The sequence below is a fragment of the Comamonas squillarum genome, from assembly GCF_025309455.1.
Classification (GTDB): Bacteria; Pseudomonadota; Gammaproteobacteria; order Burkholderiales; family Burkholderiaceae_C; genus Comamonas; species Comamonas squillarum.
In genome coordinates this window covers 2378502-2392038 of sequence record NZ_CP104377.1, presented here as the reverse complement: position 1 = coordinate 2392038, position 13537 = coordinate 2378502, and the positions used below count along the sequence as shown (strand labels likewise).

Here is a 13537-nt window from a genome sequence, read left to right as displayed (position 1 = left end):
AGCCAGAAAAAAGCCTGTTCAGGCCGGATGGCCAGAACAGGCGCACACTGGAGTGCAAACGGTCAAGACGATGCTGCAGCGGGCACAGCGCTGTCTTGCGCCTGGGCAAAGGCCCGGGCTTCCTTGCGCGATTTGCGCACGCCCGACCAGATGGCCCACAGCAAGATTGCGCCAGTCAGCGCCAGCAAGGAGGCGCTGATCGGGCGATTGAAGAACACCGAGGCATCGCCACGCGAGAGCAGCATCGCACGGCGCAGGTTTTCTTCGAGCATCGGTCCCAGGATATAGCCCAGCAGCAGCGGCGCCGCTTCAAAGCGCAGCACCATCAGCACATATCCGATGATGCCCAGCACGGCCACCATGTAGATGTCGAACAGGTTGTTGTTGACGCTGTAGACGCCCAGCGCGACAAAGACCAGGATGGCCGGGTACATCCAGGCAAACGGAATGCGCAGCAGCGCCACCCACAGCCCGATGGTGGGCAGGTTCAGGATCACCAGGAAAATATTGCCGATCGCAAAGCTGACGATCAGCCCCCAGAACAGCTCGGGCTGCTCGGTCATCAACATCGGGCCGGGCTGGATACCGTGGATGATCAGCGCGCCCAGCATCACGGCCATCACCGCGTCACCCGGAATACCGATGGACAGCGAAGGCACAAACGCGGTTTGCGCAGCGGCATTGTTGGCCGACTCGGGCGCAGTGATGCCTTCGATGGCGCCATGGCCAAAGCGGCTCGGGTCCTTGGCCACGCGCTTTTCGATCGCATACGACATGAAGGACGCAATCGACGGGCCCACGCCCGGCAGCGCCCCCAGGAACGAGCCCAGCGCCGAGCCGCGCAGCATCGGCTTGACGGTGGCGCGGAACTCCTCGCGCTCAGGCACCATCGAGCGCAGGGTGACCTTGTCGGGCTTTTGGTTGGCATCGGCCAGGTTGATGCATCGGATCACTTCGGCCACGCCAAACAGGCCCATCGCCAGCGCCACCAGGTTGACGCCATCCATCAGCTCGGGAATGTCAAACGAGTAGCGCGCCACGCCCGAGTTCACATCGGTACCGATCATGCCCAGCAGCAGGCCAAACACCACCATGCACAGGCCCTTGGTGGCCGAGCCGGCGCTCATCGACGAGGCGGCGACGAGGCCCAGCAGCATCATCGAGAAGAACTCGGTGGGGCCAAACTGCAGGCCGATCTTGGAGATCGCCGGCGAGAACAACACGAGCAGGATGAGGCCCGACATCGCGCCGACCAGCGAGGCAATGGTGGTGACAAAGAGCGCCACCCCGGCCTTGCCCTTGCGCGCCATCGGGTAGCCGTCCAGACAGGTCACCGCCGAGGACGGTGACCCGGGCAGGTTCAGCAAGATGGAGGCGGTGGAGCCGCCATACTGCGCGCCATAGTAGACGCCGGCCAGCATGATGATGGCCGCCGTGGGCGACATATGGTAGGTAAAGGGCAACAGCAGCGAGATGGCAGCGAGCGCACCGATGCCGGGCAGCACGCCGACGACGGTGCCCAAAAAGACGCCCAAAAAGCAGTACCACAGCGTCGAGGGATCGGCCACCACATTGAGGCCCATCCAGAGGTTTCCAAGCAAATCCATACAGATCCTTCGTCAGTGCCGGGCTCAGGGCCAGATGGGCAGCGTCATGCGCAGGCCAATGGGAAAAATCACGGTGGTCAGGGCCGCGACGGCCAGGCTCACCAGCAAGCGGGTGCGGATGCGCATCTTGGTGGCCAGCAGTGCGACCAGGCTGGCCACCAGCGCGGCCAGCGCCACGCCCAGCGGATAGAGCAGCAGCGCAAAGGCCAGCAGACTGGCCACGGACCAGAACAGGTTGCCCCACTGCAGCGTGATGGGGCTGCCCTGGCGCCAGAAGGCGGGCAGGGCCAGCAGCAGGCCCAGGCCAAACAGCAGCCAGCCCAGCACGACCGGGAAGTAGCCCGGCCCCATGCGATCGGCGCTGCCAAAGTTGTATTCGCGCCCGTACAGCGCAAAGAACAGGCCTGCTGCTGACATCAGCAGGCCGCCGACGATGTCATGGATGTCTCTTGTCATTTTCATTCGGTTCAATCCTGTGTGGTTCCATGCCTGCGCGCAGTGGAGCCAGGATGGGCACACACGCAGGCGCCGCCACCTTAAAGGCGCTTACCTGACGGGAACCTGATTGAAGGGCGCAAGTCGCGCTGGCAGGCGTGCTGCGGGCGACTCGGCGCTGAGCCTTGAAGGGCCGCTGAAACGGGGCCCGACGCTTAGCCCAACGCAGCCAAGCTGCCGGCCTGCTGCGACTGCTCGAGCAAAAAGCTGATCATCGTGCGCACGGCCTTGGTCTGGTGGCGGTTGGGCATCCACAGCAGGTACATGTGGTTGCCAAAAATGCTCAGCCGCCAGTCGCGCAAGGTGGTGACGACCTCGCCGCGCTCGACCTCGGCGCGGATCACATAGTCGGGCACGATGCCCACGCCCAGGCCGGCCATGATGCCCTGGCGCAGAAACGGAAAATGCTCGGAGATGAGGCTGGGCTCGAGCCGGATCTCCTTGCGCAGCTCGCCCTGGTAGGCGCGCACCAGCAGCTGCTGGCCGACTACACCGCTGGTGATCAGCGGCACATGGCGCAGGTCCTCGGGCTGCTGGGGCAGCATGTTCTGGCCGGCATAGTCGATGCTGGCGCAGGCCACATAGTTCATCTCGCCCATGTGGCGGGCCACCAGGTTGTCCGGTGGCGTGGGCAGCACGCGCACTGCAATGTCCACCTCGTCGCGCACCAGGTTGTCGACCCGGTTCTCAAAGATCACATCGAGCACGATGTCGGGGTAGAGGCGCTTGAAGGCGATCAGCCAGTCGCTCATCACCAGCTGGCCATAGCCGCTGGGCACCGCCAGCCCGACCCGGCCTTGCAGGCCCTTGCCCAGGCTGCGGATGGTCTCGGCGGCGGCGGCCAGCTCGTTGCGGATGCTGCGGCCATGCTCATACAGGCGCAGGCCCACCTCGGTGGGCTCGACCCGGCGCGTGGTGCGGCGCACCAGCTGCACGCCCACCGATTTCTCCAGCTGGCCCAGGTGGTAGCTGACATTGGCGCGGCTCATCTTGAGCTTGGCGGCAGCCCGGCTGAGATTGCCGGAGTCGATGATTTCCACCAGCAGGGTGAGGGCGTTGTGGTCCATGGGGTGTGATTGTCCAAATTCTTTTGACAGTCTGTCAATCCTCTATGTGATTGTCAAATAAGCCTAGTTGCATTGACAATGGTTCGCAACCCGTTTTCGATTGAACAACCAGGAGACATGCATGAGCGCAGAGAACGCTGCGGTGGTGGACATTGCCCGCGAAGGGCAGGTATTGGTCGTCACCATCCAGAACCCCCCCGTCAACGCCTTGAGCCAGGCCGTGCGCCAGGGCCTGGCCGATGCCGTGGCCCAGGCGCGCAGCGATGCGCAGGTCCAGGCCATCTTGCTGGTGGGCAGTGGCAAGGCCTTTATCGCCGGTGCCGATATCCGTGAGTTCGGCAAGCCTGCGATGCCGCCCAGCCTGCCCGATGTGCTGGTGCAGCTGGAAAACAGCGACAAGCTGGTCGTGGCTGCCATCCATGGCCCGGCCCTGGGCGGCGGCCTGGAAGTGGCGCTGTCTTGCCACTACCGCCTGGCGGTCTCCGGCGCCAAGCTGGGCCTGCCCGAAGTGCAGCTGGGCCTGCTGCCCGGCGCCGGTGGCACGCAGCGCACGCCGCGCCTCATTGGCGTCAAGGCTGCGCTCGATCTGATGCTCTCGGGCCGCCACGCCAGTGCCGAAGAAGCGCTGACCATGGGCCTGGTCGACAAGGTCGAGCCCGCAGGCAGCGATGCCCGCACGGCAGGCCTGGCCTACGCCAACGCGCTGCTGGCGCAAAACGCCCCGGTGCGCCGCACCCGCGAAGCGACGGCGCTGGCCGACAAGGCCACCTCGCAGGCCGAGCTCGATGCCGCCAAGGCCGAGTCGGCCAAGAAAAGTCGGGGCCTGTTCTCGCCCGGCAAGATCATCGAATGCGTGCAAGGCGCGCTCGATCTGCCGTTTGAGCAGGGCATGCAAAACGAGCGCAAGCTGTTTGTGCAGTGCCTGGAGAGCCCGCAGCGTGCCGGCCTGATCCACGCGTTCTTTGCCGAGCGTGAAACCGCCAAGATCCCCGAAGCCAAGGCCGCTGCACCGCGCGCCCTGAACAGCATCGGCGTGGTGGGTGGCGGCACGATGGGTGCCGGCATCACCGTGGCGGCACTCGATGCCGGCCTGCCGGTGGTGATGGTCGAGCGCGATGAGGAATCCATCGCCCGGGGCCGCGCCAATGTCGAAAAGGTCTACGACGGCCTGATCGCCAAGGGCCGCATGACCGCTGAGAAAAAGGCCGCCATCATGGCGCGCTACAGCGGCAGCACCGACTACGCCGCGCTCGCCCAGGTGGACCTGGTGATCGAGGCGGTGTTTGAAGAGATGGGCGTCAAGAAGGCGGTGTTTGCCGAGCTGGACAAGGTCTGCAAGAGCGGCGCCGTGATTGCCACCAACACCTCCTACCTGGATATCGATGCGATTGCCGCGAGCATCTCGCGCCCGCAGGATGTCATCGGTCTGCACTTCTTCAGCCCCGCCAACATCATGAAGCTGCTGGAGATCGTCGTGCCCGCCAAGGTGAGCGCCGATGTGGTGGCCACCGCTTTCGAGCTGGCCCGCCGCATGAAGAAGGTGCCCGTGCGCGCCGGTGTCTGCGATGGCTTTATTGGCAACCGCATTCTGGCCGTGTACCGCGAGGCGGCCAACTACCTGCTCGAAGATGGCGCCTCGCCCTACCAGATCGATGAGGCGGTGCGCGAGTTTGGCTACCCCATGGGCCCCTTCCAGGTCGCCGACCTGGCCGGTGGCGACATTGGCTGGGCCACGCGCAAGCGCAAGGCCGCCACGCGCAACCCCCAGGCCCGCTATGTGCAGATTGCCGACCGCATTGCCGAAAAGGGCTGGTTTGGCCAGAAGACCCAGCGCGGCTACTACCTGTACCCGCAAGGCGCACGCGTGGGCGAGCAAGACCCCGAAGTGCTGGCCATTGTGGATGCCGAGCGCCAGCGCGCTGGCGTGACGCCGCGCAGCTTCAGCAATGCCGAGATCATGCGCCGCTACATGGCCGCGATGGTCAACGAAGGCGCCAATGTGGTGCGCGAAGGCATTGCGCTGCGCCCGCTGGATGTGGATGTGACCTTCCTCTACGGCTATGGCTTTCCGCGCTTCCGGGGCGGCCCGATGAAGTGGGCCGACATGGTGGGCCTGGACAAGATCCTCGCCGACATCCGCGAGTTTGCCAAGGAAGACGCGCTGTTCTGGACGCCGTCGCCCCTCTTGGTGGAGTTGGTGGACAAGGGCGAGAACTTCGAGAGCCTGAACAAGGCGGCCTGAGCGCCATCGCGCCCATCCGGCCCTCGGGGCCGGCAGTGCAGCCCGGGGCTTTCGCACAGCCAAACCCCGGGTTGCTACATAAAAAATAGCTGTTAGCGCTTGGGTGACAAGCGCTGGCGGCCGCAAAAATCACAATCAACGGTCGCTCAGACCCAAGGAGACATGCATGCGTGAAGCCGTCATCGTTTCGACAGCGCGTACGCCGCTGGCCAAATCCCACCGTGGGGAGTTCAATGTCACGCCCGGTGCGCAGCTGGCCGCCTTTTCCATCAGCGCAGCGGTGCAGCGCGCCGGCATCGACCCGGCCTTGATCGAAGATGTGGTGCTGGGCTGCGGCTACCCCGAGGGGACGACCGGCCGCAATATCGGCCGCCAGGCGGCGGTGCGTGCCGGCCTGCCCATCAGCGTGGGCGGCACCGTGGTCAACCGCTTTTGCGCCTCGGGCCTGCAGGCGATTGCCTTTGCGGCAGGCCGCATCATCGTTGACGGCGCACCGGCGATGGTGGCCGGCGGTGCCGAGAGCATCTCGCTGATCCGCTCGAGCAACACCAACCCCTCGGATGCCGACCCCTGGCTCGTCGAGCACAAGCCCGACCTCTTCATGGCGATGATCGACACCGCTGATGTGGTCGCCAAGCGCTACGGCATCAGCCGCGAAGACCAGGACGCCTTCTCGCTGCAGAGCCAGCAGCGCACCGCAGCGGCCCAGGCCAATGGCACCTTCGACAACGAGATCGTGCCCTGCGCCACGCGCATGGCCGAGAAGAACAAGGAAACCGGTGAAGTCAGCTACAAGGACGTCACCGCGACCATGGACAACTGCAACCGCCCCACGACCACGCTCGCGGGTCTGGCCAAGCTCGAACCCGTCAAGGGCGCGGGCAACTTTGTCACCGCCGGCAATGCCTCGCAGCTGTCCGATGGCTCGGCCGCCTGCGTGCTGATGGAAGCCAAGGAAGCGGCCAAGCTGGGCCTGGCGCCGCTGGGCGCCTTCCGCGGCCTGGCCATTGCCGGTTGCGAGCCCGACGAGATGGGCATTGGCCCGGTGTTTGCCGTGCCCAAGCTGCTGGCGCGCCACGGCCTGACGGTGCAGGACATCGACCTCTGGGAGCTGAACGAGGCCTTTGCCTCGCAGGCACTGTACTGCCAGCGCAAGCTGGGCATCCCGATGGAGCGCCTCAACGTCAACGGCGGCGCGATCTCCATCGGCCACCCCTTTGGCATGACCGGCGCGCGTTTGACCGGCCACATCCTGCTCGAAGGCCAGCGCCGCAAGGCCCGGGGCGAGAAAGTGAAGTGGGGCGTGGTGACCATGTGTGTGGGCGGCGGCATGGGTGCTGCAGGCCTCTTTGAGATTTTCTGACCCCCTGAGGCGCTGCGCGCCTTTCCCCCGGGGACGCCGCCGCCGCTACGGGGCGGCCCTGGCTGGGCGTCACCCAGATCGCGCAGCGCAGAGTTTGAGATGTGCGGGCCTTGCCCGCCCACGTTAATGAGGAGATAGCCATGGACTTGCAATTCAGTCCCGAAGAAGAAGCGTTCCGCGCCGAAGTGCGTGCGTTTCTGAAAGACAACCTGCCCCAGGACCTTGCCGCCAAGGTCAAGGCCGGCCAGCGCCTGACGCGCTTTGACCAGGAAAACTGGCATGCCATCCTGAACAAAAAGGGCTGGCTGGCCTACCACTGGCCGCAAGAGTTTGGTGGCACGGGCTGGTCGCCGGTGCAGAAGTTCATTTTTGACGACGAGTGCGCACTGGCCGGTGGCCCGCGCCTGGTGCCCTTTGGTTTGTCCATGCTCGGCCCGGTGCTGATCAAGTATGGCAACGAGGCGCAAAAAAGCCACTGGCTGCCACGCATTCTGAATGGCGATGACTGGTGGTGCCAGGGTTACTCCGAGCCCGGCGCTGGCTCCGACCTGGCCTCGCTCAAGACCACGGCCGTGCGCCAGGGTGACCACTACATCGTCAACGGCCAAAAGACCTGGACCACCCAGGGCCAGCACGCCAACATGATGTTCTGCCTGGTGCGCACCAACAAGGAGGTGAAGTCGCAGCAGGGCATCAGCTTCGTGCTGATCGACATGAACCAGCCTGGCGTCGAAGTGCGCCCCATCCGCACCCTGGACGGTGACAAGGAAGTCAACGAAGTCTTTCTGACCGATGTGAAGGTGCCGCTGGACAACCTGGTGGGCGAGGAAAACAAGGGCTGGACCTATGCCAAGTACCTGCTGACCTATGAGCGCACCGGCATTGCCGGCGTGGGTTTTTCGATGGCCGGGCTGGAAAAGCTCAAGGTGATTGCCCAGCGCGTGCAGCGCAACGGCAAGCCGCTGATCGAAGACCCGCAGTTTGCCACCCGCATGGCCAAGGTCGAAATCGAACTGCTGAACATGGCCACCACCAACCTGCGCGTGATCGCCTCGGTCGCGGGCGGCGGTGTGCCGGGCGCCGAGAGCTCGATGCTCAAGATCAAGGGCACTGTCGTGCGCCAGGAGCTGCTGTCGCTGATCCGCCGTGCGATGGGGCCGTACGCGCTGCCCTTTATCGAAGAGGCGCAGTTTGCCGAATACGCCGACGCGCCCGTGGGCCCCAAGGAAGCGGCCACCGCTGCTGCGGCCTATTTCAACTACCGCAAGCTGTCGATCTTCGGCGGCTCGAACGAGATCCAGCGCAACATCATCTCCAAGATGATTCTCGGCCTATGAAATAAGCCACCCCCTGAGGCGCTGCGCGCCTTCCCCCTGGAAGGGGGACGACGCCTATGCTGCGGGGCGGCCCTTGCTGGCGTCTCGCAGCTGTGCCCTGCAGGTTCCAGGCGCTGCGATCTCAGCAAGCGCCATGGTTAGATAAGGAGATTTTTTATGAACTTTCAACTGGATGAAGACCGCCGCATGCTGGCTGATGCGCTGGGCCGCTACCTGAGCGAGCAGTACAGCACCGAGTACCGCAACAAGGCCGCCTATGGCGACCAGGGCTTCAGCGCCGAGACCTATGCCAAGCTGGCCGAACTGGGCGCGATTGGCGCGCTGTTCAAGGAGGCCGATGGCGGCTTTGGCGGCGATGGCGTCGATATCAGCGTGGTGTTCGAGGCACTGGGCACGCACCTGGTGGCAGAGCCGCTGCTGGGCGCCTTGCTGGTGGGCCGCGCGCTGACCGAGGCCGGCAGCGAGGCGCAAAAGGCGCAGCTCGAAGGCATCATCGGCGGCGAGACGATTGCCGCGCTGGCGCATGACGAGCCCGCGAACCACTATGAGCTGAGCCGCGTGGCCACCACTGCCCAAACCCAGGGCGATGGCTGGGTGATCAACGGCAGCAAGGCGGTGGTGCTGTTTGGCGACCAGGCGCAGCTGCTGCTGGTCTCCGCCCGCACGGCAGGCGCCGTGGGCGATGAGGCCGGCATCTCGCTGTTCCTGGTGCCGGGCGATGCCGCAGGCATCAGCAGCCGGGGCTATGGCCGCATCGATGGCGGCCATGCCGCCGAGCTGGTGCTGGCCAACGTCAAGGTCGGTGCCGATGCCTTGCTGGGCACGCTGGGTGAAGGCCATGCGCTGCTCGAACGCATCTGCGGCTTTGGCCTGCTGGCGCTGGCGGCTGAATCGCTGGGCGCGATGGATGTGGCCAAGAACCACACGCTGGAATACCTGCGCACGCGCAAGCAGTTTGGCGTGCCCATTGGCAGCTTTCAGGCGCTGCAGCACCGCATGGCCGATCTGCTGCTCGAAGCCGAGCAGGCGCGCTCGGCCGTCATCAACGCGGCAGCGGCGATTGACAACCCCGACTACCTTGAGCGCGAGAAAGCGCTGTCGGCTGCCAAGTACAGCGTGGGCCAGATTGGCACCTTGATGGCCGAAGAGGCGATCCAGATGCACGGCGGCATTGGCGTGACCTGGGAGCTGCCGCTGGCGCACTACGCCAAGCGCATCATCATGATCGACCACCAGCTGGGCGACATGGACCACCACCTGGCGCGCTACATGGCGTTGCAGGCCCAGGAACGCGCCGCAGCCAAGGCCGCCTGATGACGACCGCCAGCACCGCCACCCCCGCGCTGCTGGCGCGCCGCGAAGGCGGCGTGCTGGTGCTGACCAACAACAACGAGGCGGCGCGCAATGCGCTCTCGCCCGACTTCTACCTGGGCCTGACCGCAGCGCTCAAGGAGGCTGCGACCGACCCGGCCGTGGGCGCGATGGTGCTCACCGGTGCCGGCGGGCATTTTTGCTCGGGCGGTGACCTGCGCCGCATTGCAACGCGCCGGGACCAGCCCGTGGAAAAGCGCCGCGAGCTGCTCGAAGGCCTGCATGACCTGGTGCGTGCACTGCGCGACTGCCCCAAGCCCGTAGTGGCAGCGGTGGAGGGCGCAGCCGCCGGTGCCGGCCTGTCGCTGGCCTTGGCCTGCGACATGCTGGTCGCTGCGCGCAATGCGGCGTTCTCTGTGGCCTATGTGAAGGTGGGGCTGTCGCCCGACGGCGGCGCCACGGCCTTTTTGGCCGAGCACCTGTCGCGCCAGCTGCTGACCGAGCTGTGCCTGACGGGCGACCGGGTCAGCGGCGAGCGCATGCAGCAGCTGGGCCTGGTCAACCGTCTGGCCGAGCCGGGCGACGCGCTGGCGCAGGCCATCGCGCTGGCCGCGCAACTGGCCGATGGCCCCTTGCAAGCCATGGCCAGCATCAAGTCGCTGTGCCGCGCCGCCTATGACAACAGCCTGGAAGCGCAGCTGGACATGGAGGCCGAGCTGATGGTGCAGGCGCAGGCTACACCGGAATCGGCCGAGGGCATTGCCGCGTTTTTGGAAAAGCGCCCCGCCAACTACCTGGCGCTGCGCCGCTGAGATGGATCGAAAAAAGTGACGCCAGGCGGGCCCGTGTTGCGGCCGCCTTGGTGATCCGAGGAGACAAGTATGCGTGAGCAAGAGAACGCCGCGGCCCTGCCGCTGGCGGGTGTCAAGGTCCTGGACCTGTCCCGTGTTTTTGCCGGCCCGCTGTGCGGCCAGGTGCTGGGCGATCTGGGGGCCGAGGTGATCAAGGTCGAGCACCCCAAGCGGGGTGACGACACGCGGGACTGGGGCTTGCGCATTGGCAAGACCGAGACGACTTACTACAACAGCATGAACCGCAACAAGCGGTCCATCACGGTGGACCTGCAAAAGCCCGAAGGCCTGGCGCTGATCCTGGCGCTGCTGCCGCAGTTCGATGTGGTGATCCACAACTTCAAGCATGGTGGCGCCGACAAGCTGGGCCTGGGCTACGAGGCACTGAAGGCCTTGAAGCAGGACATCATCTACTGCAGCGTGACGGGCTATGCCACCGACACCGAGGAGGCGGCCCGCCCGGGCTACGACATTTTGGTGCAGGGCGAGGCCGGCTTGATGGCGATGAACGGCGAGGCCTCGCAGCCGCCGCTGAAGTTTGGCGTGGCCGTCGTGGACCTGATGACCGGCATGAGCGCCGCCCAGGCCGTGCTGGCCGCGCTGTTTGCCCGCGAGCGCACCGGCCAGGGCCGCAAGATCGACATGGCGCTGTTTGACAACGGCGTCAGCATCACCGGCTACTACGGGCTCGATGCGCTGTTCATGGGCAAGGACCCGGAGCGTTTTGGCAATGCCCACCCCTCGATCGTGCCCTATGGCATGTTCGAGGCGGCCGATGGCCCGCTGATCATTGCGGTGGGCAACAATTCGCAGTTCGAGCGCTTCTGCCGCGATGTCATCGAGCGCCCCGACCTGGCCGACAACCCCAAGTACGCGACCAATGTGGAGCGTGCCAAGGACCGCAAGCTCTTGCTGCCGCTGATGATCGAGACGATCCGCAGCTTCCCGCGTGCGCTGCTGATCGAGCGGCTCAATGCCTGTGGCGTGCCATGTGGCGAGGTGCTGGGCCTGCATGAGGCGCTGACCTCCGAGCGCGTGCAGCAAGCCGGCCTGGTGCAGAACATGCCCCATCCGGTGGCCGGCCACACCGCCGTGCTGGCGCCGCCCATCCGCATGGATGGCGAGCGCCTGCCGATTCGCCGCGCGCCGCCCACACTGGGTGAAGGTACACGCGAAGTGCTGCAAAATCTGCTGCGTTTGAGTGATTCGCAACTGCAAGCACTCCAGACGCAAGGCGTGCTGACCTTGCCCGATTGATACCGTGGCCTGCAGGCGGCAAGCGACGCCGCAGCGGGCCCAGAGTTTATTGTTAGAAAGCTGAGACTATGAAAGTACTGGTACCCGTCAAACGCGTGGTGGACTACAACGTCAAGGTGCGCGTCAAGAGCGATGGCTCGGGAGTGGACATTGCGAACGTGAAGATGTCGATGAACCCCTTTGATGAAATCGCGGTGGAAGAGGCCGTGCGTTTGAAGGAAAAGGGCGTGGTCACCGAGATCATCGCAGTGAGCTGCGGCGTGACCCAGTGCCAGGAGACGCTGCGCACGGCGATGGCCATTGGTGCAGACCGCGCCATCCTGGTCGAAACGGCCGAAGAGCTGCAGCCGCTGGCGGTTGCCAAGCTCCTGAAGGCGCTGGTGGACAAGGAGCAGCCGGGCCTCGTGATCTGCGGCAAGCAAGCGATTGACGACGACGCCAACCAGACCGGCCAGATGCTGGCAGCGCTCGCTGATCTGCCCCAGGCCACGTTCGCCTCCAAGGTCGAGGTCGCTGGCGACAAGGTGAGCGTCACGCGCGAAGTGGACGGCGGTCTGGAGACCCTGTCTCTGTCCATGCCCGCTGTCATCACCACCGACCTGCGTCTGAACGAGCCGCGCTACGTCACCTTGCCCAACATCATGAAGGCCAAGAAAAAGCAGCTCGACACCGTCAAGCCCGAAGACCTGGGTGTGGACGTGAGCCCGCGCCTGAAGACCTTGAAGGTGCAGGAACCTGCCAAGCGCGGCGCCGGCGTGAAGGTGCCCGATGTGGCGACCTTGATCGACAAGCTCAAGAACGAAGCCAAAGTCATCTGACCTTGACCCGACACCTGACACATTGAATGGAAAGACGATAGACATGACCGCTCTCGTTATTGCAGAACACGACAACCAAACGATCAAGACCGCCACGCTCAACACCGTCACCGCAGCCCTGGCTTGCGGCGGCGATGTGCATGTGCTGGTAGCGGGCGAAGGCGCAGCAGCTGCAGCCCAGGCCGCAGCCCAGATCGCAGGCGTTGCCAAAGTCATCCTGGCCGATGGCCCGGCGCTGAAAGACGGCCTGGCCGAAAACCTGGCCGCGCAAGTGCTGGCCATTGCCGGCAACTACAGCCACATCCTGGCGCCAGCCACCGCCTCGGGCAAGAACGTGGCGCCACGCGTGGCAGCCAAGCTGGACGTGGCCCAGATCAGCGACATCACCAAGGTGGTGAGCGCCGACACCTTCGAGCGCCCCATCTACGCGGGCAATGCCATTGCCACCGTGCAATCGATCGATGCCACCAAGGTCATCACCGTGCGCGGCACCGGCTTTGACGCCGCAGCGGCCACCGGCGGCTCGGCCGCGGTCGGGAACGCAGCAGCCGCCGCTGACAGCGGCAAGAGCAGCTTTGTGGGCCGCGAAGTGACCAAGAACGACCGCCCGGAACTCACGGCAGCGAAGATCATCGTCTCCGGTGGCCGGGCGCTGGGCAGCGCCGAGAAGTTCAACGAAGTGATGACCCCGCTGGCCGACAAGCTGGGCGCGGCCATTGGCGCGAGCCGCGCAGCGGTGGATGCGGGCTACGCGCCCAACGACCTGCAAGTGGGCCAGACCGGCAAGATCGTCGCGCCCCAGCTGTACATTGCAGCGGGCATCTCGGGCGCGATCCAGCATCTGGCCGGCATGAAGGACTCCAAGGTGATCGTGGCGATCAACAAGGACGAAGAAGCGCCGATCTTCAGCGTGGCCGACTATGGCCTGGTGGCCGATCTGTTTGAGGCTGTGCCCGAGATGGCGGGCAAGCTCTAAACGCGGATCGACCTCTTCCTAGAACGCGGCCCAGGCCGCGTTTTTTTATGCCTGTTCGCAAGCCTGTGTATTTGGTTGTTTATGCAACTGAAGCTGATATAGGTATTTACACCAGTGTCCCAGCCGCGAGACGCAGCCACTTATTTGATTATTGTGTTTGCGGCATCAATTGTAAAAAGTGTGTGGCGATTCGTTGAATCGATACCTAGTAAA

At 64.9% G+C, this 13537-nt stretch carries 11 protein-coding genes; 8 read left to right on the top strand and 3 right to left on the bottom strand.

The window, feature by feature from the left end; all coding sequences use genetic code 11:
* Positions 1-62: 62 nt before the first annotated feature.
* From N4T19_RS11125 to N4T19_RS11115, 3 genes are all read right to left on the bottom strand, one after another.
* A complete protein-coding gene (locus N4T19_RS11125; RefSeq protein ID WP_260720214.1) occupies positions 63-1607 on the bottom strand; it encodes a tripartite tricarboxylate transporter permease in 1545 nt (514 codons plus the stop codon).
* Positions 1608-1631: 24 nt separating this feature from the next.
* A complete protein-coding gene (locus tag N4T19_RS11120) occupies positions 1632-2069 on the bottom strand; it encodes a tripartite tricarboxylate transporter TctB family protein (RefSeq protein ID WP_116927784.1) in 438 nt (145 codons plus the stop codon).
* 188 nt (positions 2070-2257) lie between these two features.
* A complete protein-coding gene (locus N4T19_RS11115; RefSeq protein ID WP_116927785.1) occupies positions 2258-3169 on the bottom strand; it encodes a LysR family transcriptional regulator in 912 nt (303 codons plus the stop codon).
* A gap of 121 nt (positions 3170-3290) precedes the next feature.
* Here N4T19_RS11115 and N4T19_RS11110 point away from each other — a divergent pair, with 121 nt between their 5' ends.
* The 8 genes from N4T19_RS11110 (at position 3291) to N4T19_RS11075 (ending at position 13324) form a co-directional block, all read left to right on the top strand.
* Positions 3291-5411, top strand: a complete 2121-nt coding sequence (locus N4T19_RS11110) for a 3-hydroxyacyl-CoA dehydrogenase NAD-binding domain-containing protein (RefSeq protein WP_116927786.1) — start codon at positions 3291-3293, stop codon at positions 5409-5411.
* Positions 5412-5577: 166 nt separating this feature from the next.
* Positions 5578-6774 (top strand): acetyl-CoA C-acyltransferase, encoded by a 1197-nt coding sequence (locus N4T19_RS11105; protein ID WP_260720213.1) that lies wholly within the window; start codon positions 5578-5580, stop codon positions 6772-6774.
* Positions 6775-6914: 140 nt separating this feature from the next.
* Entirely contained in the window at positions 6915-8111 is a 1197-nt protein-coding gene (locus N4T19_RS11100) for an acyl-CoA dehydrogenase family protein (RefSeq protein WP_116927788.1), read from the top strand.
* A gap of 156 nt (positions 8112-8267) precedes the next feature.
* Entirely contained in the window at positions 8268-9425 is a 1158-nt protein-coding gene (locus N4T19_RS11095; protein ID WP_116927789.1) for an acyl-CoA dehydrogenase family protein, read from the top strand.
* Positions 9425-10234, top strand: coding sequence for an oxepin-CoA hydrolase, alternative type (locus N4T19_RS11090; RefSeq protein ID WP_116927790.1), 810 nt, complete (start codon positions 9425-9427; stop codon positions 10232-10234). The genes N4T19_RS11095 and N4T19_RS11090 overlap by 1 nt, the downstream gene beginning before the upstream one ends.
* Before the next feature lie 69 nt (positions 10235-10303).
* Positions 10304-11530: a CaiB/BaiF CoA transferase family protein gene (locus N4T19_RS11085; RefSeq protein WP_116927791.1), complete on the top strand. Its 1227-nt coding sequence runs from the start codon at positions 10304-10306 to the stop codon at positions 11528-11530.
* 68 nt (positions 11531-11598) lie between these two features.
* Positions 11599-12348 carry an electron transfer flavoprotein subunit beta/FixA family protein gene (locus N4T19_RS11080; RefSeq protein WP_116927872.1) on the top strand — a complete coding sequence of 250 codons (750 nt, stop codon included), beginning with the start codon at positions 11599-11601 and terminating at the stop codon, positions 12346-12348.
* 43 nt (positions 12349-12391) lie between these two features.
* Positions 12392-13324 (top strand): electron transfer flavoprotein subunit alpha/FixB family protein, encoded by a 933-nt coding sequence (locus N4T19_RS11075; protein WP_260720212.1) that lies wholly within the window; start codon positions 12392-12394, stop codon positions 13322-13324.
* Positions 13325-13537 lie beyond the last annotated feature (213 nt).